Genomic DNA, 23,760 nt, shown 5'->3' with positions numbered 1-23,760 from the left:
GGCGCGGGCGGGGCCAACCCCATACGCGAGAAGCGAAGGAGTCATCGTGAGCGTACCGCCGAACCCCGGACCCGACCCCGAGCCGATCCCGGCCCTGCCCCGCATGCTCATCACCGACAAGCAGTTCGACAGCTGCCGCCGCACCGTCATGGACGCCAACCCGAGCATGACCGAAGAGCTGGCCGGCCGGATCGTCGAGGAGGGCCTGAAGTTCGTCGCCGTCTGTTCCCGGAACCCGGGGGTCGGCCTGGCTCCGTCGCGCATCGTGGACGAGGGCTGGCACGCCCTCATCCTGCACACCGCGATCTACACCGACCTGTGCCAGTCCCTCGGCGGCGAGTTCGTGCATCATTTCCCGGGCTACGACCCCACGAACTACGACCCGCCGATCCTGGACCGGACGCGCGAGAAGATCACGGAGCTGGGATGGGATGTGGATACACAGCTGTGGGGGCCGCCGTCCGAGGAGACCTTGGCGTCGGTGGCGGCGAAGTGCCAGCACGCCCCGGAGTGCACGATCGTCGTCACGCCGAAGCCGAAGCCGAAGCCGAGCGTGGCGTAGCCTGCCGGCGAAGGGAGGCGCCGTGTCCGAGTGGATCGATCCTCGCTATGCGGAACTGGTGGCGGCGTGGAAGCGCACGCAGCAGCCCGCATCGCGCGACCCGAAGGAGCAGCGGCCTGTCCGGGGGTTCGTGATCCCCCGCAAGCTCTGAACCTCGGCCAGGTCTGCGGGCTGAGCCCGGGGCCCCGGCCGGCGTCCCCTCGACGCCCCGGGGCCGCCCACACACGATCTGTCCGACAGCGAGTCCACAAGGTCGGCTTGGCGCTGCCTGGTCATCCGCAGGGAACAACCGGAGAGGCCCCCCAGTTACTCCCTGGAGGGCCTCTGACCAGCTGTCTAGCCTGTGGGCGCGGACGGTTTCGAACCGCCGACATCCTGCTTGTAAGGCAGGCGCTCTACCCCTGAGCTACGCACCCGGGTCCCGGGGCATACGCCCAGGACGAGTCGACAGCCTACATGGCCCGGGGTGCTGACCGGCAATCCTCTTTCGGTGGGGCGGGCCGGGGGTTATCCCCCGTTCGGATCCGGGAGTGGTCCGGATCCTCAGGCGGGGCCGGGGTCCATACGGTCGTAGAGCGCTCAGGGGAGCGCCTGTAGTACGTCCAGGGGGAGATCGTCATGGCTCGCATCGTCCGTACCGTCGGCACCGTTCGTACCGCCTCCGCCCGCGCGGTCGCCGTCGCCGGTGCCGTGGCCGTTCTCGTCGCCGGGCTGAGTGCCTGCGGGGCGTCCGCCGGGGACGACACCGAGCCCGAGCAGCGGACGTTCGACCTCCAGGGGCGCACTCTGACCGTCGACTCCGACGACTCGGCCCTGGAGATCGTCGCCGCCGACGCGAACCCGGAGGGCAAGATCGAGGTCACCCGGTGGTTCCAGGGCTCGGTCGTCGTCGGCAAGGAGCCGAGGGTCACCTGGTCGATGCGGGACGATCGGCTGGTGCTGCGGCTGAAGTGCTCCGGTGTCGTCGCCGACTGCGCGGCCAAGCACCGCGTCGAGGTGCCCCGCGGCATCACCGTGAAGGTCCGGGAGGGCGACGGCAGCGTGCGCGCACGGGGCTTCCGGGATCCGCTGAGTATTCGTACGGGCGACGGTTCCGTCCGGGTCACCGACACCAGCGGGCCGCTGGAGCTGCGCACCGGTGACGGATCCATCCGTGCGGAGGTCTCCTCCCGTGACATCCGCACGCAGACCGGCGACGGCTCGGCCCGCCTCGAACTCGGTGTCGTACCGGACCGTGTGGAGTCCCGTGGCGGCGACGGTTCCGTGACCATCGCGCTGCCCGAGGCGACCTACCGCGTGAGCACGCGGACGGGCGACGGCGGGGTGGATGTGTCCGTGCCCCGCGACGAGAGCAGCCCCCATGTGGTGTCCGCCCGGACCGGCGACGGCAGTGTGACGGTCCGAACAGCGAACTGATCGGCCCGTGTGTTCGTCCTCAACCGGTGGGAGAATGACACGGGGCAGGGCGGACCACAGCACGGGAGAGGGATGTGACGGCGACACCAGGGCAGCCGGATTCGCCGTCGGTGCCGTGCGCGCCCAGACCACGCCGCCCGCTCCCACGGGTCCCGGACCGTCCGCGCGGTCCGCTGAGGGACGCGTTCGCCCTGATGGCGCTGCCGCTGGTGGCCGCGCTGGCGCTGCCCGCCGCCTTCGCGGGCGGGGGCACCCGGCGCTGGTTCGGCGGCCGTGCCGAGAACCAGCGGGCCGAGGCCCAGGCCGCGAAGGACGCCGCGGCGGCCGCCTTCTACGAGCTGGACACCGCCCAGCGTGACCTGCGCATCTCGATAGAGACGATCACCGCTGTCGACGACTCCCCGGCCGCGCGGCGCGCCGTCGCCGATTTCGACGCCCTGGGCCGCCGTATCGACGAGGTCAGCCACCGGTACATCAACGCCGTCGACGCGCACGATCTCGACCGCGACGACCTGGAGGCCTCGACCGCCTCCCGGGCCCGAGGCGAGCTGACCGCCGCCAAGGAGGAGCTGGACCGGGTCAAGCAGGAGCTGGACCGGTTCACCGAGGGCCTCGGCCCGCTGCTCGGCAAGGCCGAGACCCAGCTGGCCCGTCTCGCCCCCGCCGTAGAGCGCGCCCGCCAGGCCCTGCTCGGCGCCTCCAACGCACTCGACTCCGTACGGGCGTCGCAGCTGAAGGCGGACGATCTCGCCGCCCGGCTCGCCGCGCTCTCCCCGGAGCTGACCAAGCTGAACCAGGGCGCCGGCCGGCACGGCGTGCCGGAGACCCTGGAGCGGGCCGAGCGGGTCACCCGCGAGGCAGAGGCGATCCGGGTGGAGGCCGAGCGGCTGCCGGACCGGGCCGCCGAGATCGACCACCGGCTCGTCTCCCTGCGCACCCGCGCACAGGCCCTGACCACCCGCTCCGAGCAGGTGGACCCGATCCTCAGCGAACTCCGCCGTCGCTTCACCGCGGCCTGCTGGCAGGACCTCCAGCGCGTCCCCGACGACGCCGCCGAGCACGTCCGCCAGGCCGAGACGAAGCTGGCCGAGGCCCGCTCCGCCCGCGCCGAGCAGCGCTGGGCCGACGCGACGGCCCTGCTGTCGACCGTGCGGGCCCTGCTGAACAGCACCGACGAGGCCGTCTCGGCCGCCGGCGACCGCCTGCACCGGCTGAACGCGGTGCAGAAGGACCCCCAGCAGGAGATCGAACGCACCCGCTTCGCCATCCGCGACGCCCAGCGCCTCGCCATGGCCGGCCGCAACACCCCCGACCCGCAGGACGCCCGCCCCCTGGACGACGCCGTCTCCCGCCTGGACCGCGCCGTCGCCACCCTCGACGGCCGCCACCCGGACTACTGGCACTTCCTCACGGAGACGGAGGCCGTACGCCGGGCGGTGGCCCGGGTGGTCTCCCGGATCCGCGAGGAGCGAGGGACCGGGCACTGAGCCCGGCCCCGGCCCGGTCTCAGGTGCGGAAGGCGTAGTAGTACGCGTTCGGATCCGACGCGACGAGGCTCGCCACCGACCTGCGGAACGTGTTGGTGGAGTGGTACGTCACGTAGGGCATGCCGCCGGTCTTGGACGTGACGATCATCGTGTGGTCCTTGGACCCGTCCCGGTTGAAGTCCATCTGGAGGACGTCACCGACCTCGAGCTGGTAGACGTTGGCGAGCGGCTTGGTCCGCTTGGAGTTCTGGGCGAACCAGGACCACTCGTTGACGCCGATGAACGAGTGCGACTGGATGTCGGCGTTGCCGAACCACTTGGTGTAGTCGTACACATAGCCGGGCGCGTGCTTCCAGCCGCCCGCCTTCAGGGCCTGGCTGACGAAGTTGGTGCAGTCGCCGCCGGCGCCGCGGCCGCTGAAGTCCGGGTAGTCCTTGTTGTAGACGTTCCAGTGCTTCTCGGCGTAGGCCGCCATGGCCTTGTAGTCGTACGTCGTGCCGGTCTTCGGTACGGCGGCCGGGTTGCCGGTGGTCGCCGCGCGCGGGGCGCTGGGCATGGTGTCGTCGGCGGCCTTCGCCTTGACGGGGGCCGGCTTGGAGAGCGTGTTCACCGCGAGACCACCCTGGTCGGTGTCGCGGATGCCGGTCAGCTTCCAGTCGCCCCGTCGGTCGGCCTTGAAGGTCAGCTCGTGCCGGGTCTGGAAGCCGGTGGTCTTCGGGGCGTCGCCACGGGCCTGGGCGTAGGTCAGGGTCGTGGTCTCGGTGACCTCGGCCTTGGCCGTACGGCCGGTCACCCGCGTGGCGTCCAGGGTGACGGTGGTGGCGGCCTTGCCGTACTTCTCGCCCGCCTTCGCCAGGCTCTCCTTGCGCTGCCCCAGCGCGGAGAGGGTGGCGTCCTCGGAGCGGGCCGTACCGGAGGACAGCTCGACGTCGCCGGAGAAGCCGTCGGTCAGCGGCTTCTGCTGATCAGCCCGCCCGCCGTCGACGAGGGCGTTGGTGCGATCGGTGAAGACCGCGTCGGCCAGCCGCTGGAAGGTGGCCTTGGTCCGCGCGTCCACCGTCGGGTCGTCGAGGACCGCCGCGCCCGCGTTCCAGTTGGGCAGCAGGGCGACTCCGGCGACGACCGAGGTGGCCGCGGCCCCGAGTATCGTGACGCGCCGTCGCGTCCCGTTCAATTTCCTTGACTTCACTGAAGTTCCCCTCTAGCCCCGGCCAAGGGTTGCCGGGGTGAGAGATCTTTGCATGGGGTGTGTGGTCTCTGTGAAGAGGGTTGCCCCTGTTACTTCACGACGGTCGACCAGTCGGGCGACTGCGCCGGGTCCAGGCCGCGCAGCCGCTGCAGCGTCTCGGGCTTCTGCACATCGAGCCAGTCGGCCAGTTCCCTGAAGGACACGCACTTGACGTCCTTCTTGGTGCACATGTCCTTGACGACCCGGTCCACGGCCCGCATGTAGATGCCGCCGTTCCAGTCCTCGAAGTGGTTGCCGATGAACAGCGGGGCCCGGCTGCCGTAGTAGACGCGGTTGAAGCCCGACATGTAGGAGGCGACCGTCTCTTCCTCCCACTCGGGGTACTTCGCCGGATCGCCCTCGGTCTCGCCCTCGGACTGGTTGTAGAGGAAGTTGAAGTCCATCGACAGGCCCTGGTACTTGCCGCCCTCGTAGGGGAGCATCTGCAGCGGGAAGTCCCAGATGCCCTTCTTCTTGACGGGCCATATCTGGAAGTCGCCCGCGGAGCTGGCGTCGTAGCGCCATTTGTAGCCCTCGGCGGCCTTCAGCAGGTTCTTCTGGCCCTCCAGGCAGGGCGCGCGGCCGCCGGTGACCTCCTTCCTGATGTCGAAGGGCAGCGGGTCGACGTCCTGGAAGCCGGTGTTGGTCTTCCACTTCTCGACGAAGCCGTAGAACTGGTCGATCTCGCTCTTCCACTCCTCGACGCTCCAGTCGCCGCCGCCCTTGTCGCCGCAGAAGTGGCCGTTGAAGTGGGTGCCGATCTCGTTCCCGCCCTGCCACGCCTTGCCGAGCTCCCGCACCGTGGTGCGGATGTGCTCGTCGGTGGCGTAGCTGATCGCCGCCGAGCCTTTGTCGTGCTGGGGCGGGGAATAGAGCTCCTTCTTGCCCTTGGGCACCAGGTAGATGCCCGTGAGGAAGAAGGTCATGTTCGCGTTGTACCGGTCGGCCAGTTGCCGGTAGTGCGAGAAGAGTTCGTCGTCGCCCTGCAGCGCGCCGTCCCAGGAGAAGACCACGAACTGGGGCGGCTTCTCACCCGGCTTGAGCGGCACGGGCTTCAACTGCCCCTTCTGCGGACCGGTGTAGGAGGTGGAGCCGTCCCCGAGGACCTTGGTCCGGCCGTCCCACCGGGGCTCCTGGTCCCCCTTCGCGGAGGTCTGTCTGTCGGCCTCGGAGGAGGCGGTGGGAGTGGTGGTGCCCGGGCGGTTCAGTACGAGGTAGCCCGAGACCAGGGACGCGGCGACGAACAGGGCCGCCAGGGTCAATATCCCCGGGGACGGAGTGCGGCGGGATGCGCGGGGCCGGCGGCGGCGGCCGGACGGTGACTTCATGCGCGGCTCATTCTGCGAGGGGGGCGGGGATGGTGCGGTCGGGCCGGGGCGCGGGGGTCAGCCGAGGCCCCGGGCACCGGACCAGATGCGGTACGGCACGCTGTCGTCCGCGATCCCCTGCAACGGCAGCGGTTCGAGGCTCTTGCCGAGGTCGATGCGGTAGGCCACGACGGCCGTCGACACGGAACTGGCCGTGCCGACGTACCAGGACGCGGTGTCGTTCTGCACGGTGCCGGCCTTCCCGGCCACCTCGGGCGCCGGGTCCGCCCCGGCGTGGGCGGTGCGGAAGGCGTCCTTGAGGGCGGACTGGACCGCCTCGGCCACGCCCGCCCGCATCGCCCGGCGGGACTGCGGCTTCGCCAACGGGACCGTGGAGCCGTTGCGGGTGATCCGGGCCACCGAGAACGGCTCGACGTGTGTACCGGCGGCGGCGAACGTGGCGTACCCGCTCGCCATGCGGATCGCGCTGGGCGTGGCGCTGCCCAGGGACAACCCGGGCACCTGCGGGCCGAAGCTGGAGGAGAGCAGGCCCGCCGCCTGAGCGGTGTCGCGCACCTTGTCCAGGCCGGTCTCCATGCCGAGCTGCATGAACGGTGTGTTCGCCGACAGGGCGAGGGCCCGGCTCAGGCTGATCCGCCCGTAGGACCGCTTGCCGTCGTTGTGGGAGGTGACCTTCTTGCCACCGCGGTCCCAGTAGGGCCCTTCGGGGGTCATGACGGGGATGCCGTCGTCCGCGTCGTACAGCGACTGCGGGGTCACCCGGGTCACGGGGCCCTCGCGGGTCTTGCGCACGCCGTGCTCCAGGGCGGCGGCGTAGACGAACGGCAGGAAGGCCGAACCGGCGGGCACGGTGGTCGCGTTCGACTCGTTGTAGCCCTGCCTGCGGTGGTCGGGGCCGCCATGGACGGCGAGGATCCGCCCGTCGGCGGCCACCGAGGCGGCGCCGAAGTGCAGGGTCTTGGCCTTGGCCGCGTCGTCCTTGCGCGCCTGCTTGCGGGCCTTGGTCACGGCGTCGGTGAGCGCCGTCTCCTGCTTGCGGTCGAAGGTCGTGTAGATCTGGTAGCCGCCGAGGTCGAACTCCTTGTCCGAGATGTGCGTGGCCTTCTTGGTGTACTGGGCGGCCAGCTCCACGAGGTAGTCGCTCTGCTTGCCGGTGTCGAAGCTCTGTGCGTGCTTCAGCGGCTCGGGGAACTCCTTGTACGTGGCCCGCTCGGACTTCGACAGCATGCCGTTGTCGACCATGCGGTCGAGGATCCAGGACCAGCGCTCCACGGCCCGGGCGTGGTTGTCCTTGCTCAGGGCCGGGTCGTAGAGCCCCGCGCCCTTGAGGAGGGAGGCGAGGAAGGCGGCCTCGCCGGCGTCGAGTTCGCCCACCTCCTTGCCGTAGTAGGCCTGGGACGCGCGCTGGATCCCGTAGGTGCCGCGGCCGAACCAGCTGGTGTTGAGGTAGCCCTCGAGGATGTCGTCCTTGCTCATCTGGTTGTCGAGCTTGAGGGCGAGCATGGCCTCGGTGAACTTGCGGCTGACCGAGCGGTCCTGGTTGAGGTAGACGTTCTTGACGTACTGCTGGGTGATGGTGGAGCCGCCCTGGGTGTTGCCCTCGCCGACGGTGCGCCACAGGGCGCGGGTGATCCCGCTGACGGAGATGCCGGGGTCGCTGTAGAAACTCGCGTTCTCCGCCGCCAGCACCGCGTTGCGGACGTCCTCGGGTATGTCCTCCAGCGGCATCGCCTGCCGCTGCACCCAGCCGGTGCGCGCCATGGGCGTCCCGTCGGACCAGTAGTAGACGTTGTCCTGCTGAGTGGCGTACGAGTTGAGGTTCTCCGGGATGTCGGTGGCGGCGTAGGCGATACCGAGGAAGCCGAGGGCCAGGCCGGTGAAGGTCAGCGCGGCACCGAGCCACTGCCGCCAGGAGGGCGCCCAGCGACGCCAGCCGGTGCGGTCGGCGTGCGGGTAGCAGGGCCTCAGGCGGCGGGCGTAGGGCGCCGCGCGGGAGACGAGTGGGGCAAGCCGCGGTCCTGCGGCGGCGCGCACGCGGGACAGCGGGGTAGGCCGGGGCGCTTTGCGCCGACGGCGCGGCCCGTCGGACCCGCTCCCCTCCGTCGCCGACACCGCCGCCGTACGCAATTGCACGGTCTCGTCCGCGCGTTCCGTCCGGTCCGCGTCTTCGGTATCTGGGGAAGCGGGAACCTTCAACTGCATGGTCTCGTCCGGTTCCCACCCAGCCCTGGTCACGGCTGTGTCTCCCCTCCCCCGCTTACGGTGGTGCTCGCGCGGAGGGGCCTGGCTGCGGCTCCTCGCGACGATCGAAAGTTACCAGTGGCCTTTACATATTCTCCACACCGGATCGGACAAGAATGATCCCGGACCAGTCCCGAAGGGCGTCCTTCCGGTAGCCGGCGACTAATCTGTGCGCATGCCTCGCTATGAGTACCGCTGCCGGACCTGCGGCGACACCTTCGAACTGAGCCGTCCCATGGCGGAGTCCTCCGCTCCCGCGGCGTGCCCGTCGGGTCACGACGACACGGTGAAGCTCCTTTCCACGGTCGCGGTGGCCGGCTCGGGCTCCGCCCCGGCACCGGCGCCTCCCGCGGGCGGTGGCGGCGGCGGTTGCTGCGGGGGCGGCTGCTGCGGCTGACCCCGGCGACGCCCACCGCCGCGGGCTTCCTCAGGAACCCTTCAGGTCCGGTTTTCTAGCGTGGTCGGCATGACAGCCATCGCCGCCGCCGCGGACGCCGGACCGCAGTGGGTCAACGACCTCATGGACGCGCTGGGCGCCCCGGGTGCCGGTCTCGCCATCGCCCTGGAGAACCTGTTCCCGCCGCTGCCCAGCGAGGTGATCCTGCCCCTCGCCGGGTTCGCCGCGAGCAGCGGGCGGATGAGCCTGCTCGCGGTCCTGCTGTGGACGACGGCCGGCTCGGTGATCGGCGCGCTCGCGCTGTACGGCGTCGGCGCGCTGCTCGGCCGGGACCGGACGGTGGCGATCGCGGCACGGCTGCCACTGGTGAAGGTCTCCGACATCGAGAAGACGGAGGCGTGGTTCCTGAAGCACGGCACCAAGGCCGTGTTCTTCGGCCGGATGATCCCGATCTTCCGCAGCCTGATCTCCGTACCGGCCGGTGTCGAGCGCATGCGGCTGCCGGTGTTCCTCGGTCTGACCACGCTGGGCAGCGCGATCTGGAACACGGTGTTCGTCCTCGCGGGCTACTTCCTCGGCGCGAACTGGCACCAGGTCACGGACATCGTGTCCACCTACTCCAAGGTGGTCCTGGTCGTGGCGGCGCTGGCGGTGGCGGTCTTCGCCGGAGTCCGGCTCCTGCGACGCCCCAAGGCGAAGCGCCCCGAAGGGGCGCGGGGAACTGCGCGACAAGCCACCGCGAACCCGCACCCGCACGACGACCAGGACACCCGAGTTCTCAGGCGCCCCGTACTGTCTCCAGAAACTCCCGCAGAATCCGCTCCCCGGCGAGGACGCCACGCTCGGGAAGCACCCTGACCGACGGCGCCGTGAAGCCGGTGTCGGCCAGCTCCCCATGGCCGGGCCGCCAGCCCCGGTCGGCCGCGAGAAGCAGGTCCGCGTCGAGCAGGGAGTCCCCCGCGGCGAGGGTCAGATCGGCGCCCGTCCTCCGGGCGACCTCACGCAGCGCCGCGCTCTTGGTGAGCGGCCCCGGGACCGCGTAGATCTTGCGGCCCTGCAGCGACACGGTCCAGCCGCGGTTCTCCGCCCACACCGCGAGTTCCTTCACCCAGTCCTCGTCGAGCAGTTCCCGCTCGACGACGAGGTAGGCGAACAGATCGTCGGCGACGCGGTGCTTGCGCACCCAGACCGGGTCGGCGGCCCTCAGCAGGTGCTCCTGCACCTCGGCGAGGGACGCGCACTCCTCGGCCAGCCGCGCGGTCACCCGGGCGTGCCAGTCGGGGTCGGAGACCCCGTCCACCAGGAGGTGGCCGCCGTTCGCGCAGATCGCGTACGTGGGCGCGGGGCCCGGCAGGTTGATGCGCTGGTACTGCTTGCGCGTCCGGGTCGTCGTCGGCACGAACACGGCCGCGTCGCCCAGGTCGGTGAGAAGCCCGGCCGCCGTCTCCGTCATGTACGACAGCGGCTTGCTCTCGTGCACCTCCACGCACAGCAGCCGGGGCGCCCGGGCGTCCGGCATGGTCAGCGCCAGGGCGGCGGCGGAGTAGATCAGGGTGCGATCGAGGTCGCTGGCGACGAGTGCGCGCATCAGAGGGACACCGCCTTGCCGTCGGCGCCGGTCGCACCCCGGGTGTACTTGGGGTGGATCAACCCGACGCAGGTGTAGGGCAGTTCGGCGGTCTCCTCGACGGGTACGCCGCGCTGCTCGGCCAGCAGGCGTACATGGTCGAGGTCGCTGCCCGCCCCGGCACGGGCCAGGATCTTCCAGGGCACGCGGCGCAGCAGCACCCGGGTGGTCTCGCCGACGCCGGGCTTGACGAGGTTCACGTCGTGGATGCCGTACTCCTCACTGATGCGCTCGACGGCGGCCCAGCCCTCCCAGGTGGGTGAGCGGTCGGCGGCGAGCAGGTCCTTGGCCTGGGCGCAGGCCGCGTCCTCGATCTCGGGGAAGCGGGCGGAGACGGCGTCCAGGAAGGCCACCGAGACGTCGGTGGCGGCGAGTTCGCGGTAGAACTTCGCGCCGTGGAAGTCGTGCGGACCGACCAGGTCCGCCCGCAGCACGGTCCGCGAGATCAGGCCGGAGACGGTGGAGTTGAGGCAGGCGGAGGGGATGAGGAAGTCCTCGCGGGTGCCGTAGGTCCGTACGCAGGAGCCCGGGTCGGCGAGCACCGCGATCTCGGGGTCGAAGCCGGTGATGCCGTCGGACTTCTCGAACTCCTCAAGGGCCTGGGCGAGTTCGCGGGTGATGGCGCCCTTGCCGGTCCAGCCGTCGACGAAGACGACGTCCCGGGGGTCGTGGTGCGCGGCGAGCCAGCGCAGCGCGTTGGCGTCGATGCCGCGGCCCCGGACGATCGAGACGGCGTAGTGCGGCAGGTCGAGGCCATGCCGGTACTGGGCCCAGCGGCGCATCAGGATGCCGACGGGGGTTCCCGCGCGGGCCAGGGAGACCAGCACCGGGCGCGGCCCCCGCTCGGCGAGGATCGTCTCCGTGACGACGCCGGTCGCCCGGGCGATACGGGCCGCCGAGTCGGCCAGCGCGGCGTGGAACAGCTCCTGGTACCGCTCGCTCGGCTGGTACTCCACGGGCAGCGACTCCGCGTAGTGGGCGCCACCGCTCTGGATTGCCTCCTCGCGCTCCTCGGTCGGCGCCTCCAGCGTCACGTCCGAGAGGTCCTGGAGCAGCCAGCCGACCTCCTCGGGCGCGTACGAGGAGAAGTCGGGGCCGCGCAGGGGCTCGGGCAGCATGGAGGGCCTTTCGGGGACGTACGACGGTATGACGGCGAGCAGGACCCGCGGCGTGTGCGCGGCGAGCCGGGCCGTCAGACCGTCGGGCGCGTGCAGCGCGGGGGTGTCCCCGGCCGAGTCGACGACCACGACGACGGCGTCGAATCCGGCGCCGGCGACGTTGTAGGCGTATCGCTCCCCCGGGCCGTCGGCCGGGTCGTCGTGGGCGGGGAAGGCGAGGCGGGTGCGTATCGCGTAGCCGGGGTCGTCGACGGCCAGGACGGGTGAGCGGGTGGTGGTCGAGTAGCGGACCTCGATGTCCGGCGCGGTCCGCTCCAGCGCGGCGGCGAGTCGGAGGGGGGTGTACATCAGCTCTTCGAAGCCGAGGATGTGCACGCGGCGGGCGTCTTCGGGCAGGGCGTCGGCGATCCTGGCCGCCATGCCGGGCAGGGCGGCCTCCAGCCGCTCCCGATGGGCCGGGGTGAACCCATGCCGGGCGCCGTCCGGCAGGTTGGCCGGCCAGTGCAGGTCGATGCGGTTGTCTTCCGGGTGCGGGCCGGTGGGGGCTGTTCGCGCAGTTCCCCGCGCCCCTTGAGGGCGTTGGCGATACGCCCCTATTGGGGGCGCGGGGAACTGCGCGACCGGCCACGACGCAGCCGCACCCGCCGACGAACCCTCCGCCGCACTCTCGGCCTCGTACCGCGCCACCAACTCCTGCCCCCGCTCCAACACCCCCTCAGGCAGCCGCACAGTCCCGGAAGCCGCAGCGACGAGATCCACCCGCGCCCCGATCTCCCGAGCGAACCCCTCCAACCGCCCCGCGTCCTCCGCCGACCGCATGTCCACCAGCGCCACCACGACATACCTCCGCCGCGGATACCGCCCATGAAGATCTCGTACGGTGTTCAGCACCGTGTTACCCGTGGAGAACTCGTCGTCGACCAGGACCAGCGGCCCTTCCCCGCTCAGCAGCGCGGGATCCTCCGGCAGCAGCAGATGCGAGGTCGCGTGCGAGTGGGCCTCCTCGAAGCCGCCGGCCGCCGCGAGACCGGCGACGGGGCGGCGCGTGGAGTGCAGGTAGGGCGCGAGGCCCAGCCCGTCGGCGACGGAGTGGCCGAGGCCGGTCGCGGTCTCCGCGTAGCCGAGGACGACCGCCCGGGCCGACTCCTCCTCGCCCAGCAGCGCTCGCACCCGGCGGCCGAGCTCGACACCGTGGCCGTAGACGACGGACGGCGACTGCGGCACGTGCTTGCCCAGCACGTTCGACACCAGCAGATGGGCCCGCTTGGGGTTGCGGCGCAGCGCCAGCCCCAGCAGGCCGGTCAGCCGGTCGTCGCCGACGAGCTCGACGCCCAGCCGCTCCGCGACCCAGCTGCCGGACCAGACACCGCCGGCTTCGTCGCGCACCTCGCCGCGCACCCCCTCGTTCACTGCCTTCTCCACCAACCGTTCGAATTCGTCGGATGCCCCGCGGATGCCGGGCCGCGTCAGCCGGGCAGGCCGGCGGCGAGCAGTTCCACGAAGCCGATGTCCTCGTTCGCCACGCCGAAAACCTCGGCTCGCAGCAGGGTCCGCTCGGCCCAGGCCCGATGCGGCTTCACCTCGTTCATCTTGTTCGTGTACGACGATCGAAGCACACCCCCGCCGCCCCGCTCGGGGCGCAGGATGTCCTGGGCGTCGGAGAACTCCTCGTGGCTGACGACCGACAGGGCGTGCACCGGGAGCACATGGGAGGGGTGGATGCAGGTCTTGCCCAGCAGGCCGTTGGCCTGGTCGAGGGAGATCTCCCTGAGCAGGCCGTCCATGGCGTGCTCGATCAGCTTCTCGCGCAGTTCCGCGGCCTGCACCTCGAGGAAGGGGCTCTGCCGCAGCAGCGGCTTGAACATGCGCTCCTGGACCCGGAAGTACTCCCACACCGGCCCGGTCACGGTGAAGCCGGTCCCGTCGGCGCGGCCCAGCATGTTCACCACGTCGGCGATCACGGAGGCGACGATCTGCACGTCGTACGCCGTCATGTCGGGGCCTCTGCGCAGCCCGTAGGAGGAGCAGAAGTCAGTGACGCCGAGGCGCAGGGCGAGCACGCGGTCGCGGTACTTGTCGACGGCCCGGGAGATGCCCTCCAGGGTCTCCACCCGGGACTCGCGGTAGAGCAGCTCCGGCGACTCCAGCACCGGCATGGCGAAAAGGCGACGGCCGCTTTCGGCCTCGGCGCTCGCCAGTGCCTCGAGGAAGGGGATGCCGCGCTCCGCGGTGAACTTCGGCAGTACGAATCCGGACAGCAGCCGGGCCGAGGTGCCGAGCCGTCGGACGAGGTCGGGGATCTGCTCGGGGGCGCGGACCCGGATGAACAGCAGGGGCAGGTCCGCGTCCGGGAGGCCGTCGAGGGCCTCGAACTGGCGGACGAGGTTCTCCTCGCCCGGGCCGACGTCCGCGTCGTCGATCGAGTCCTCCAGGCACAGCACCATGGAGACGACTCCGCGACCGGCCTGCTTGAGGACGTCGTCGGCGAGGCGGGGGCGGGTGGCCGGACTGTAGAGCGTGGCGCCCAGGGCCGCCGCGAGCAGCCGGGCCGGGGAGTCCGGCGTGAACACACACGGCTCGCGGTGGAAGAGACGCTTCCGCACCTCAGGCGCGATGTGCCCGAAATGACGCATGGAACTCCCCCGTGGTTGTCGTGCGGCCTGCGAATCGTCGAAAGGTGGCCGGTAATAGTACGTAGAAGTCCATGTCAGAGGTTCCCGTCAGGCATGAATTTCAGGTAACGCGGGCAAGCACAGCCAGGCCCGGCCATGACGACGGTAGTCCGCGACGGCCGTCGGCGCCGCTCGTGGAGCCCGGCCCCGCGTTGTCGTGAGCAGGACCGAGAAGGCAGGATGACCGCATGACGCACGCGATGCTGAAGGGGTCGAACGTCCCGCTGGAAGCCACCACGGTGCGCGCCGTGCTGCGCTGGACACCCGGACAGGGGGTTCCGGACGTCGATGCCTCCGCGCTGCTCCTCGGCCCCGACGGTCGTGTGCGCTCCGACGAGGACTTCGTCTTCTACAACCAGCCCCGGCACCCCTCGGGGAAGGTGTGGCGGCTCGGCAAGAAGCGGGCAGCCGAGGGCCTGACCGACACGATCCAGACAGAGCTCACCGGTGTCGAGTCGGGAGTCAGCCGGATTCTGCTGGTCGCATCGGCGGACGGCATCCCGTTCGACCGCGTACAGGCGCTGCGCATCCTGCTGTACGACGCGGCGGGCACCGAGGCGGAAGCGCTGGCGTACTTCGACGTCAAGCCGGAGACGGGCGAGGAGACCGCGCTGATCTGCGGCGAGCTGTACCGGCGCGGCGAGGGCTGGAAGTTCCGGGCGCTCGGCGAGGGCTATTCGAACGGGCTGCAGGGGCTCGCGACCGACTACGGCATCTCGGTGGACGAGTCGGAGGCCGCGCAGGAGACGTCGGCCCTGCCCACCACGGCCGCGACCACGCAAGCGCCCGCCCCCGAGGTGTCGCGGCCGCTGCCTCCGGAGCAGCCGACCGTCGTCCCCGCGCAGCCCGCCTACGGCTATCCGCCCCAGCAGCCCGCGACGACGCAGCCGGCGTACGGCTACCCGCAGCCCGCGAGCCAGCCCGCCTACGGCTATCCCCAGGCTCCGGCCGCGGCCGGCGTCACGGGGGCGCAGACCGGCTACGGCTATCCGCCGCCGATCACCGCGGCCCCCGACCCGGACTTCCGCCTGCCCCCGCAGGGTCCGCAGTTCATCGGACGCTGAGAAGCCCCGGGCCCGCCCCCTCAAGGGCGGGCCCTCAGCGCTCGACCTTCGTCTTGTAGCCCCGGCCCCACTGCAGACCCCACCCGTACAGCCGGTCCAGCTCGGCCTGGAAGCCGTAGACGAACTTCGCCTCGCGGCGCACGATGATCTCGTCGTTCTTGACCTTCTCGATCATGACGACGGCACAGGAGCGCGCCTGCGGCTGGCGTTCGTCGAGGTGGATCTCGATGCGCGGGCCGCTGCTCGGGTAGAGGGTGACGCTGGCGTGGGTGCGGTCGAAGGCGGGTGTCTGGTCGTAGATGTAGACGAAGACCAGGAGCCGCTTGATGTTTTCGCGGTGGTCGAGGTTGATGTACATCGTCTCGCCGGACCCGGAGCCGAAGCGGTCGTCGCCGCTGAGCTTGACGTACGGCGGGGCGTTGACGTCGCCGAAGTAGCCGCCGAGGGGCTGGACGACGCCCTTGGTGCCGTCCTGGAGCTCGTAGAGGCAGCCCAGGTCGAGGTCGACGTTGACCATGCTCTGGCTGTGGCCGACGACCTCAGGGGGCTTCAGGGCCCGGAAGGGGTGCCGCAGCAGGCTCTCGCGCTGGGGGCCGCCGATGTCGGACGTGCGCATCCGCCAGCTCAGATTGACGCGCAGATGGCCGGTGGCCGCGTCCTGCTTGGTGAGTGATATCTGCGCGTGCCGCTTGGTCAGCTCGATCGCGTTCGTTGCCGCGTGGCCCGAGTCGAACTGCGTGTTCCGCCCGCGCCCGAGTCCGTCGAACAGGCCCATTCCGCCCCCCACCTTCACTTGGAGACCGCAGGTCATCGCATGTCCCACGGTCGTGACAGCCCGACGGGGCGGCGCCGAGGACTCGCCTCGGCAGCCGCCCCGCACAGAGCGTTCCTCACCCGGAGGGGTGTCACACCCCGGACGAGACCTCAGTCTTCTCGTCCGAGCCGGCTTTTCCCTCGGCCGCCGCGATGGCGCGGTTGCGGCGCACGGAGGACCAGAAGGAGGCGCCGATCAGCACGACACCGATGAGGCCGGTGATGAACTCGTTGATCTCGTACTGGATGGTGACGAGCAGGACCAGGGCGAGCGCGCCGATCGCGTAGTGCGCGCCGTGCTCCAGGTAGACGTAGTCGTCGAGGGTGCCCTCGCGGACCAGGTAGACCGTGAGGGACCGGACGTACATGGCGCCGATGCCGAGGCCGAGGGCCATCAGGACGATGTCGTTGGTGATGGCGAAGGCGCCGATCACACCGTCGAAGGAGAAGGAGGCGTCCAGGACCTCGAGGTAGAGGAACATGAAGAACGCGGCCTTGCCGGCCAGCTTGACGGCCGACTTGGGCTTGCCTTCGCGGGCGGCCTTCTCCTCGGCCTCGTGCTCGCGCTCCTCCTCCTCTTCGAGCTTGTCCTCGAAGTAGCCGGAGAGGCCGCCGACGATCATGTAGGTGATCAGACCCATGACACCGGAGAGCAGGACGGTCTCCGCCTTGTCGGCGTGGGTGCCGCCGTGCTGGTGGGCGTTGGCGCCGAAGGTCATCGAGGAGATCAGCAGGATGATCAGGGCGATGCAGACCGACAGCATGTCGACCTTGCCGAGCTTGGCCAGCGGGCGCTCCAGCCAGCCGAGCCACTTGATGTCCCGGTCCTCGAAGATGAAGTCGAGGAAGATCATCAGCAGGAACATGCCACCGAAGGCGGCGATCGACGGGTGGGCGTCGGTGACGTACTGCTGGTACTGGTCCTTGTCGGTGAGCGCGAGGTCGACGGCCTCGATCGGCCCCAGCTGGGCGCTGATCGCGACGATCACGACAGGGAAGACCAGTCGCATGCCGAAGACGGCGATCAGGATGCCGATCGTGAGGAAGATCTTCTGCCAGAAGGCATTCATCTTCTTCAGGATCCCGGCGTTGACCACCGCGTTGTCGAAGGACAGCGAGATCTCGAGGACGGACAGGATCGCTACGACGCCGAACGCGGTCCACCCTCCGTAGAGAATCGCTGCGACCAGGCCGAGCGCGGTGACCGCGAACGACCACCCGAAGGTTTTCAGAACCACTGGCTACCCAATCGTGTGTGTACGGGGCTCCCCCGCGCCGTACCCGGCTTTACGAACTTTTGAAGCCGAAGTCTAGTCCGGCCCCCTCCATACCCCACCGGGCCCCGGATTTTGCTCATAACGCGTTATGAGACGCTGACTCCGAAGTCCAGCGCGATCCCCCGCAGCCCCGACGCGTACCCCTGTCCCACGGCCCTGAACTTCCATTCGCCCTGGTAGCGATAGACCTCACCGAAGATCATCGCGGTCTCGGTGGAGGCGTCCTCGCTCAGGTCGTAGCGGGCGAGTTCCTGGCCGTCGGCCTGGTTCACGACGCGGATGAAGGCGTTGCTGACCTGGCCGAAGGTCTGGCCGCGCTCGTCGGCCATGTGGATGGAGACGGGGAACACGATCTTGTCGCACTGCGGCGGCACCTTGGAGAGGTCGATCAGGAGCGACTCGTCGTCGCCGTCGCCCTCACCGGTGAGGTTGTCACCGGTGTGCTCCACCGAGCCGTCCGGGCTCTTGAGCTGGTTGTAGAACACGAACCACTCGTCCCCGAGCACCCGCCCGCCGCCGCACACCAGGGCGCTGGCGTCGAGGTCGAAGGGGGCTCCGGTGGTGGAGCGCGCGTCCCAGCCGAGCCCGATCATCACCTGCGTGAGGTTCGGTGCGGCCTTGGACAGGGAGACATTGCCTCCCTTGGCGAGCGTGACGCCCATGATTCCCTCCCCTGTTCCTTCTCAGGTGGTCCTGCGCGTCCGGCGCCGCACGTAAACCGTGCGGCGCCGGATGGTGAGGCCTTGAGCTCGTCCGCTCAGACGTTCACGCCGAAGTCCTGCGCGATGCCGCGCAGGCCCGAGGCGTAGCCCTGGCCGATGGCGCGGAACTTCCACTCCGCGCCGTGGCGGTAGAGCTCACCGAAGACCATGGCGGTCTCGGTGGAGGCGTCCTCGCTCAGGTCGTACCGGGCGATCTCGGTGCCGCCGGCCTGGTTCACGACGCGGATGAACGCGTTGCGCACCTGGCCGAAGGACTGCTGGCGGGTCTCGGCGTCGTAGATCGAGACCGGGAAGACGATCTTCTCTACGTCGGCCGGGACGGTGGCGAGGTCGACCTTGATCTGCTCGTCGTCACCCTCGCCCTCACCGGTGAGGTTGTCGCCGGTGTGCTCGACGGAGCCGTCCGGCGTCTTGAGGTTGTTGAAGAAGATGAAGTGCTGGTCGTTGCCGACCTTGCCGGAGTTGTTCAGCAGCAGCGCGCTGGCGTCCAGGTCGAAGTCCGTGCCGGTCGTGGTGCGGATGTCCCACCCCAGACCGATGATGACCGCGGTCAGGCCCGGCGCCTCCTTGCTAAGCGATACGTTGCCGCCCTTGCTGAGGCTGACTCCCACGAGTCCTCCATTGGTGTTCTGGGGCGGGATGCCCCGTTGTGCTCGGATGTCGGATCAACGAGTCGATCCTAGTGACGGGTTCCCGCACCACCCAGGCCCTGAAGCCCGGAATTCAGCGGGTGTCGGGCACATGACGCCCGACCGGCGTCACAGGGAGTCGAGCGCCTTCACGTAGTCGTTCAGGTCGCGCGCGTCCGGCAGGCCGTTGACGACGGTCCACCGCACGACGCCCTCCTTGTCGATGACGAAGGTGCCGCGCGCGGCGCAGCCCTTGTCCTCGTCGAAGACGCCGTAGGCCCGCGAGACGTTGCCGTGCGGCCAGAAATCCGACAGCAGCGGGTACTCCAGACCCTCCTGCTCGGCGAAGACGCGCAGGGTGTGGATGGAGTCGTTCGAGACGGCGAGGAGCTGGGTGTCGCGGTCGGCGAACTGCGGCAGGTTGTCACGCAGCTCGCACAGCTCGCCGGTGCAGACGCCGGTGAAGGCGAAGGGGTAGAAGAGCAGCACGACGTTCTTCTCGCCGCGGAAGTCGGACAGCCGCACGCTCGCGCCGTGGTTGTCCTTGAGCTCGAAGTCGGGGGCCTTCTCGCCGGCCTGGATCGCCATCGTGGTGGATGTCCCTTCGTGCGGCTTCTCGGATGGAAGCCACCCTACGCAGGCACCGGGGCAGGCCGATGGGCGGGCCGACGGCTGTCGGCCCGCCCCGTCCAACGACTAACGCTTGGACTTGGCGGCCTTCGGCGTGGCCAGCCGGCTGCCGCTCCAGTCCTTTCCGACGCTGACGCTCTTGGACGCCGTCAGACCCGCCGTGGTGGCGGCCTCCGAGATGTCGCTCGGCTCCACATAGCCCGAACGGCCGGTCTTCGGCGTGAGGAGCAGGATCGCGCCGCCCTCTTCGATGTACGTGGTGGCATCGACCAGCGAGTCCGTCAGGTCGCCGTCGTCGTCACGGAACCACAGCACAACGGCGTCGGCCACGTCGTCGTAGTCCTCGTCCACCAGGTCGCTCTCCACAATGCCTTCGATGGCTTCACGGAGTTCCTGGTCCACGTCGTCGTCGTAGCCGATCTCCTGGACCACCTGCCCGGGCTGGAACCCCAGCCTGGCGGCAGGGTTCGTCCGCTCCTCCGCGTGGTCCGCGGTCGCGCTCACGGGTTGCCTCCTGATCATGTTTTGGGAATGTCTCAGCCACGCGCGTGCGCGAAGCATTGGCCGTAGTCCACACGGGCGGGGCGGATCGCGCAAGTACCCGGCCGTTCAGACCGCCGAAACGGTGACGATCCTGGCCGTGTCGCCGCAACTCCAGGCACACCATCATGGTCCGAGGTGACGTACACCACACCTTTCTGCCCTGTTTGGGCGTTTGGGAATCGTCTGTGGGTACGAGACTCGAATGTATTCGTCCCATACGTCACAGAGCCGAGTTCCCGCCGGCGTCACGCCTGGGGTTACCGATCGGTAGAGATGACGTTTACGGCGTCGAGGTAGACCATGGGTGGCGGCGCAGCCCAGCGACATCGCCCAGCGACCCCAGCGAAGCAGCGGCCCCGGCACGGCCCTCCGACAGGTAAGGAACAGCGTGGCTTCCGCATCCGATCGCAACCCGATCATCATTGGCGGCCTTCCGAGTCAGGTTCCTGACTTCGACCCCGAAGAGACGCAGGAGTGGCTCGACTCGCTCGACGCCGCCGTGGACGAGCGCGGCCGGGAGCGCGCCCGCTATCTGATGCTGCGGCTGATCGAGCGGGCCCGCGAGAAGCGCGTGGCCGTGCCGGAGATGCGCAGCACCGACTACGTCAACACCATCCCGACCAAGAGCGAGCCGTTCTTCCCGGGCAACGAGGAGATCGAGCGGAAGATCCTCAACGCGACCCGCTGGAACGCGGCCGTGATGGTGTCCAGGGCCCAGCGCCCCGGCATCGGCGTCGGCGGCCACATCGCCACGTTCGCGTCCTCCGCGTCCCTCTACGACGTCGGCTTCAACCACTTCTTCCGCGGCAAGGACGAGGGCGACGGCGGCGACCAGGTCTTCTTCCAGGGCCACGCCTCACCGGGCATCTACGCCCGCGCCTTCATGCTGGACCGGCTCAGCGAAGAGAACCTGGACGGCTTCCGGCAGGAGAAGTCGAAGGCGCCCCACGGCCTGTCCTCGTACCCGCACCCGCGTCTCATGCCGGACTTCTGGGAGTTCCCGACGGTGTCGATGGGCCTCGGCCCGATCGGCGCGATCTACCAGGCGCGGATGAACCGCTATATGCACGCGCGCGGGATCGCCGACACCTCCAAGTCGCGCGTATGGGCGTTCCTCGGCGACGGCGAGATGGACGAGCCGGAGTCGCTGGGCCAGCTCACGCTCGCCGCCCGCGAGGGCCTGGACAACCTGACCTTCGTCGTCAACTGCAACCTCCAGCGCCTCGACGGCCCGGTGCGCGGCAACGGCAAGGTCATCCAGGAGCTGGAGTCGGTCTTCCGCGGCGCCGGCTGGAACGTGATCAAGCTGGTCTGGGACCGCAGCTGGGACCCGCTGCTCGCCCAGGACCGCGACGGCGTGCTGGTCAACCGAATGAACACCACGCCCGACGGACAGTTCCAGACGTACGCGACCGAGACCGGCGCGTACATCCGCGACCACTTCTTCGGCGACGACCACCGGCTGCGGGCGATGGTCGAGGGCATGACCGACGACCAGGTCCTGCACCTGGGGCGCGGCGGTCACGACCACAAGAAGATCTTCGCGGCGTACAAGGCGGCGGCGGAGCACAAGGGCCAGCCGACGGTGATCCTCGCCAAGACGATCAAGGGCTGGACGCTGGGCCCGAACTTCGAGGGCCGCAACGCCACGCACCAGATGAAGAAGCTCACGGTCGACGACCTCAAGCGCTTCCGCGACCGCCTCCACCTGCCGATCCCGGACAAGGAGCTGGAGTCCGGCGCGCCGCCGTACTACCACCCGGGCCGGGACTCGGAGGAGATCCAGTACATGCACGACCGCCGCAAGGGACTCGGCGGTTACGTCCCGACGCGTGTCGTGCGGTCCGAGCCGCTGTCCCTCCCCGAGGACAAGACGTACGCGACCGTGAAGAAGGGCTCGGGCCAGCAGTCCATCGCGACGACGATGGCCTTTGTCCGGCTCCTCAAGGACCTCATGCGGGACAAGGAGATCGGCAAGCGGTTCGTGCTGATCGCGCCGGACGAGTACCGCACGTTCGGCATGGACTCGTTCTTCCCGAGTGCGAAGATCTACAACCCGCTCGGCCAGCAGTACGAGTCGGTCGACCGCGATCTGCTGCTCGCCTACAAGGAGTCGCCGAACGGCCAGATGCTGCACGACGGCATCTCGGAGGCGGGCTGCACGGCCTCGCTGATCGCGGCCGGATCGGCCTACGCCACCCATGGCGAGCCGCTGATCCCGGTCTACGTCTTCTACTCGATGTTCGGTTTCCAGCGCACCGGCGATCAGTTCTGGCAGATGGCCGACCAGCTGGCGCGCGGTTTCGTCCTGGGCGCGACCGCGGGCCGTACGACCCTGACCGGTGAGGGCCTCCAGCACGCCGACGGCCACTCCCAGCTGCTGGCCTCCACGAACCCCGGCTGCGTCGCGTACGACCCGGCGTTCGGCTTCGAGATCGCCCACATCGTGCAGGACGGCCTGCGCCGGATGTACGGCGGCTCCGAGGAGCACCCGCACGGCGAGGACGTCTTCTACTACCTGACCGTCTACAACGAGCCGATCCAGCACCCGGCCGAGCCGGCGGACGTGGACGTCGACGGCATCCTCAGGGGCGTGTACCGCTTCAGCGAGGGCACCGAGGGCTCGATCCCGGCGCAGATCATGGCGTCCGGTGTCGCGGTGCCGTGGGCGGTCGAGGCGCAGCAGATCCTGGCCGAGGAGTGGAACGTCAAGGCGGACGTCTGGTCGGCGACCTCCTGGAACGAGCTGCGGCGCGAGGCCGTGGACTGCGAGCGGCACAATCTGCTGCACCCCGAGGAGGAGCAGCGGGTGCCGTATGTGACGCGGAAGCTCGCCGACGCGCAGGGGCCGGTCGTGGCCGTGTCCGACTGGATGCGGTCGGTTCCGGACCAGATCGCGCGCTGGGTGCCGCAGACGTACCAGTCGCTCGGCGCGGACGGCTTCGGCTTCGCCGACACGCGGGGCGCGGCCCGCCGGTTCTTCCACATCGACGCGCAGTCGATCGTGGTGGCGGTGCTGACCGAGCTGGCCCGGGCGGGCAAGGTCGACCGGTCGGCGCTCAAGCAGGCCATCGACCGGTACCAGCTGCTCGACGTGGCGGCGGCCGACCCGGGGGCCGCGGGCGGCGACGCCTGACCCGCTGAACACCGTCAAGGGGTGGTGCGCGTCACGGGTACACCGTGGGCGCACCACCCCTTCACGTTTTCTACGATGCGGCCATGCAAGAGCAGTCGGCCCAACTCCGTTGGGAACAGCACACTCAGCGGCCCCTCTTCGGCCTGGCCCTGGCCTTCGCCGTCGCCTACGCCGTGCCCATCGTCCGGCCGGACGCGAGCCGGGACGTGGTGGAACTGTGCACCGCGGTGGAGTGGGTGGTGTGGGGCGCGTTCGCGCTCGACTACGTGATCCGGCTGGCGCTCGCGGAGCGGCGGCTGCGGTTCGTACGGACGCACTGGCTCGACCTGTGCGCGGTGTTGCTGCCGGTGATCCAGCCGATGCGGCTGCTGCGGCTGGTGTCGACGCTGCTGCTGGTCGGGCAGCGGGCGCGGATGGCCTCGCAGATACGGCTCACCACGTATGTCGCCGGCGCGGTGGTCGGGTTGCTGATGTTCGGGTCGCTGGCGGTGCTGTCGGTGGAGCGGGACTCGCCGGACGGGAACATCAGGACGCTGGGTGACGCGGTGTGGTGGTCCTTCACGACGATGACGACCGTCGGGTACGGGGATCACGCGCCGACGACCGGTCTGGGGCGGATGCTGGCGGTCGGGCTGATGCTCTCCGGGATCGCGCTGCTGGGTGTGGTGACGGCGAACATCGCGGCGTGGTTCATAGCGCGGTTCGAGAAGGACGACGTGGAGGAACGCCGGCAGACGGAGGCGATACGGGAGCTGACGGAGGAGGTGCGGGCGCTGCGGGGGGAGTTGGCGGCGCTGAAGGGGACGCCGGTGGAGTGAGACCCGAAAGGGCCGCCGGCTCGGTGCCGGAGGCCCTTTTCGTTTGCCGGTC

21 protein-coding genes and 1 tRNA gene are annotated in these 23,760 nt (G+C 69.9%); 9 read left to right on the top strand and 13 right to left on the bottom strand.

Annotated elements, in window-relative coordinates; all coding sequences use genetic code 11:
• Positions 1 to 103: 103 nt before the first annotated feature.
• Positions 104 to 562 (top strand): glycine-rich domain-containing protein, encoded by a 459-nt coding sequence (locus KJK29_RS26860; protein ID WP_215124475.1) that lies wholly within the window; start codon positions 104 to 106, stop codon positions 560 to 562.
• 22 nt (positions 563 to 584) lie between these two features.
• A complete protein-coding gene (locus KJK29_RS39205) occupies positions 585 to 713 on the top strand; it encodes a hypothetical protein (protein ID WP_255961304.1) in 129 nt (42 codons plus the stop codon).
• Positions 714 to 906: 193 nt separating this feature from the next.
• Here the strand turns inward: KJK29_RS39205 and KJK29_RS26855 are convergent.
• Positions 907 to 978 (bottom strand) — tRNA-Val (locus tag KJK29_RS26855).
• Between the two features lie 202 nt (positions 979 to 1,180).
• Between KJK29_RS26855 and KJK29_RS26850 the strand changes: the two genes are divergently transcribed.
• Positions 1,181 to 1,978: a DUF4097 family beta strand repeat-containing protein gene (locus tag KJK29_RS26850; RefSeq protein ID WP_215121717.1), complete on the top strand. Its 798-nt coding sequence runs from the start codon at positions 1,181 to 1,183 to the stop codon at positions 1,976 to 1,978.
• A gap of 74 nt (positions 1,979 to 2,052) precedes the next feature.
• Positions 2,053 to 3,465, top strand: coding sequence for a hypothetical protein (locus KJK29_RS26845; RefSeq protein ID WP_215121715.1), 1,413 nt, complete (start codon positions 2,053 to 2,055; stop codon positions 3,463 to 3,465).
• Between the two features lie 19 nt (positions 3,466 to 3,484).
• Here KJK29_RS26845 and KJK29_RS26840 read toward each other — a convergent pair whose 3' ends face one another.
• The 3 genes from KJK29_RS26840 to KJK29_RS26830 all read right to left on the bottom strand — a co-directional run bounded on the left by KJK29_RS26840 (position 3,485) and on the right by KJK29_RS26830 (position 8,223).
• The gene (locus tag KJK29_RS26840) at positions 3,485 to 4,639 is read right to left on the bottom strand and encodes an amidase domain-containing protein (RefSeq protein WP_251057949.1); all 1,155 of its coding nucleotides are present in this window, start codon (positions 4,637 to 4,639) and stop codon (positions 3,485 to 3,487) included.
• A gap of 104 nt (positions 4,640 to 4,743) precedes the next feature.
• Positions 4,744 to 6,021 (bottom strand): polysaccharide deacetylase family protein, encoded by a 1,278-nt coding sequence (locus tag KJK29_RS26835; protein ID WP_215121712.1) that lies wholly within the window; start codon positions 6,019 to 6,021, stop codon positions 4,744 to 4,746.
• Positions 6,022 to 6,078: 57 nt separating this feature from the next.
• The gene (locus tag KJK29_RS26830; protein ID WP_215124474.1) at positions 6,079 to 8,223 is read right to left on the bottom strand and encodes a transglycosylase domain-containing protein; all 2,145 of its coding nucleotides are present in this window, start codon (positions 8,221 to 8,223) and stop codon (positions 6,079 to 6,081) included.
• A gap of 214 nt (positions 8,224 to 8,437) precedes the next feature.
• On the opposite strand from KJK29_RS26830, the gene KJK29_RS26825 reads away from it, so the two are divergent.
• Together KJK29_RS26825 and KJK29_RS26820 are read left to right on the top strand one after the other, a co-directional pair.
• Complete coding sequence (locus tag KJK29_RS26825; protein WP_215121711.1) at positions 8,438 to 8,659, top strand: FmdB family zinc ribbon protein; 222 nt, start codon at positions 8,438 to 8,440, stop codon at positions 8,657 to 8,659.
• A 69-nt stretch (positions 8,660 to 8,728) separates the two neighbouring features.
• Positions 8,729 to 9,517 carry a DedA family protein gene (locus KJK29_RS26820; protein ID WP_215121710.1) on the top strand — a complete coding sequence of 263 codons (789 nt, stop codon included), beginning with the start codon at positions 8,729 to 8,731 and terminating at the stop codon, positions 9,515 to 9,517.
• On the opposite strand, the gene KJK29_RS26815 is transcribed toward KJK29_RS26820, so the two are convergent.
• Genes KJK29_RS26815 through KJK29_RS26805 form a run of 3 tightly spaced genes read right to left on the bottom strand, consistent with a single transcriptional unit; the run spans position 9,438 to position 14,037 of the window.
• Complete coding sequence (locus KJK29_RS26815; protein WP_215121709.1) at positions 9,438 to 10,247, bottom strand: HAD family hydrolase; 810 nt, start codon at positions 10,245 to 10,247, stop codon at positions 9,438 to 9,440. The two genes, KJK29_RS26820 and KJK29_RS26815, sit on opposite strands and share 80 nt — an antisense overlap.
• Complete coding sequence (locus tag KJK29_RS26810; RefSeq protein ID WP_215121708.1) at positions 10,247 to 12,826, bottom strand: phosphoribosyltransferase; 2,580 nt, start codon at positions 12,824 to 12,826, stop codon at positions 10,247 to 10,249. The genes KJK29_RS26815 and KJK29_RS26810 overlap by 1 nt, the downstream gene beginning before the upstream one ends.
• Before the next feature lie 44 nt (positions 12,827 to 12,870).
• Positions 12,871 to 14,037 carry an HpcH/HpaI aldolase/citrate lyase family protein gene (locus KJK29_RS26805; protein WP_215121706.1) on the bottom strand — a complete coding sequence of 389 codons (1,167 nt, stop codon included), beginning with the start codon at positions 14,035 to 14,037 and terminating at the stop codon, positions 12,871 to 12,873.
• Positions 14,038 to 14,264: 227 nt separating this feature from the next.
• On the opposite strand from KJK29_RS26805, the gene KJK29_RS26800 reads away from it, so the two are divergent.
• Entirely contained in the window at positions 14,265 to 15,140 is an 876-nt protein-coding gene (locus tag KJK29_RS26800) for a TerD family protein (RefSeq protein ID WP_215121705.1), read from the top strand.
• Positions 15,141 to 15,174: 34 nt separating this feature from the next.
• On the opposite strand, the gene KJK29_RS26795 is transcribed toward KJK29_RS26800, so the two are convergent.
• From KJK29_RS26795 to KJK29_RS26770, 6 genes are all read right to left on the bottom strand, one after another.
• Entirely contained in the window at positions 15,175 to 15,915 is a 741-nt protein-coding gene (locus KJK29_RS26795; RefSeq protein ID WP_215121704.1) for a TerD family protein, read from the bottom strand.
• A gap of 130 nt (positions 15,916 to 16,045) precedes the next feature.
• A complete protein-coding gene (locus tag KJK29_RS26790) occupies positions 16,046 to 17,191 on the bottom strand; it encodes a DUF475 domain-containing protein (protein WP_215121703.1) in 1,146 nt (381 codons plus the stop codon).
• A 125-nt stretch (positions 17,192 to 17,316) separates the two neighbouring features.
• Positions 17,317 to 17,892, bottom strand: a complete 576-nt coding sequence (locus KJK29_RS26785) for a TerD family protein (protein WP_215121701.1) — start codon at positions 17,890 to 17,892, stop codon at positions 17,317 to 17,319.
• Positions 17,893 to 17,987: 95 nt separating this feature from the next.
• The gene (locus KJK29_RS26780; RefSeq protein ID WP_184592174.1) at positions 17,988 to 18,563 is read right to left on the bottom strand and encodes a TerD family protein; all 576 of its coding nucleotides are present in this window, start codon (positions 18,561 to 18,563) and stop codon (positions 17,988 to 17,990) included.
• 147 nt (positions 18,564 to 18,710) lie between these two features.
• On the bottom strand, positions 18,711 to 19,169 hold the full coding sequence (locus KJK29_RS26775; protein ID WP_215121699.1) for a peroxiredoxin: 459 nt from the start codon (positions 19,167 to 19,169) through the stop codon (positions 18,711 to 18,713).
• A gap of 108 nt (positions 19,170 to 19,277) precedes the next feature.
• Positions 19,278 to 19,715 (bottom strand): DUF3052 domain-containing protein, encoded by a 438-nt coding sequence (locus KJK29_RS26770; protein ID WP_039932421.1) that lies wholly within the window; start codon positions 19,713 to 19,715, stop codon positions 19,278 to 19,280.
• 427 nt (positions 19,716 to 20,142) lie between these two features.
• Between KJK29_RS26770 and aceE the strand changes: the two genes are divergently transcribed.
• Both aceE and KJK29_RS26760 read left to right on the top strand, forming a co-directional pair.
• Complete coding sequence (gene aceE, locus KJK29_RS26765) at positions 20,143 to 22,890, top strand: pyruvate dehydrogenase (acetyl-transferring), homodimeric type (protein ID WP_215121698.1); 2,748 nt, start codon at positions 20,143 to 20,145, stop codon at positions 22,888 to 22,890.
• A gap of 83 nt (positions 22,891 to 22,973) precedes the next feature.
• On the top strand, positions 22,974 to 23,708 hold the full coding sequence (locus KJK29_RS26760) for a potassium channel family protein (RefSeq protein WP_215121697.1): 735 nt from the start codon (positions 22,974 to 22,976) through the stop codon (positions 23,706 to 23,708).
• Positions 23,709 to 23,760: the final 52 nt, after the last annotated feature.

Origin of the sequence: Streptomyces koelreuteriae, from assembly GCF_018604545.1 — a bacterium.
GTDB classification, from domain to species: Bacteria; Actinomycetota; Actinomycetes; order Streptomycetales; family Streptomycetaceae; genus Streptomyces; species Streptomyces koelreuteriae.
The sequence above is the reverse complement of the archived record's forward strand: the minus strand, read 5'-3'. Positions and strand labels throughout refer to the sequence as shown.

What these genes read in the sequence shown, in the direction of transcription:
- KJK29_RS26850 (WP_215121717.1), top strand. Translation starts at nt 1,181, where the DNA reads ATGGCTCGCATCGTCCGTACCGTCGGCACCGTTCGTACCGCCTCCGCC.
- KJK29_RS26805 (WP_215121706.1), bottom strand. Translation starts at nt 14,037, where the DNA reads ATGCGTCATTTCGGGCACATCGCGCCTGAGGTGCGGAAGCGTCTCTTC.
- KJK29_RS26815 (WP_215121709.1), bottom strand. Translation starts at nt 10,247, where the DNA reads ATGCGCGCACTCGTCGCCAGCGACCTCGATCGCACCCTGATCTACTCC.
- KJK29_RS26800 (WP_215121705.1), top strand. Translation starts at nt 14,265, where the DNA reads ATGACGCACGCGATGCTGAAGGGGTCGAACGTCCCGCTGGAAGCCACC.
- KJK29_RS26820 (WP_215121710.1), top strand. Translation starts at nt 8,729, where the DNA reads ATGACAGCCATCGCCGCCGCCGCGGACGCCGGACCGCAGTGGGTCAAC.
- KJK29_RS26830 (WP_215124474.1), bottom strand. Translation starts at nt 8,223, where the DNA reads ATGCAGTTGAAGGTTCCCGCTTCCCCAGATACCGAAGACGCGGACCGG.
- KJK29_RS26775 (WP_215121699.1), bottom strand. Translation starts at nt 19,169, where the DNA reads ATGGCGATCCAGGCCGGCGAGAAGGCCCCCGACTTCGAGCTCAAGGAC.
- KJK29_RS26795 (WP_215121704.1), bottom strand. Translation starts at nt 15,915, where the DNA reads ATGGGCCTGTTCGACGGACTCGGGCGCGGGCGGAACACGCAGTTCGAC.
- KJK29_RS26860 (WP_215124475.1), top strand. Translation starts at nt 104, where the DNA reads ATGCTCATCACCGACAAGCAGTTCGACAGCTGCCGCCGCACCGTCATG.
- KJK29_RS26835 (WP_215121712.1), bottom strand. Translation starts at nt 6,021, where the DNA reads ATGAAGTCACCGTCCGGCCGCCGCCGCCGGCCCCGCGCATCCCGCCGC.
- KJK29_RS26785 (WP_215121701.1), bottom strand. Translation starts at nt 17,892, where the DNA reads ATGGGCGTCACGCTCGCCAAGGGAGGCAATGTCTCCCTGTCCAAGGCC.
- KJK29_RS26825 (WP_215121711.1), top strand. Translation starts at nt 8,438, where the DNA reads ATGCCTCGCTATGAGTACCGCTGCCGGACCTGCGGCGACACCTTCGAA.
- KJK29_RS26760 (WP_215121697.1), top strand. Translation starts at nt 22,974, where the DNA reads ATGCAAGAGCAGTCGGCCCAACTCCGTTGGGAACAGCACACTCAGCGG.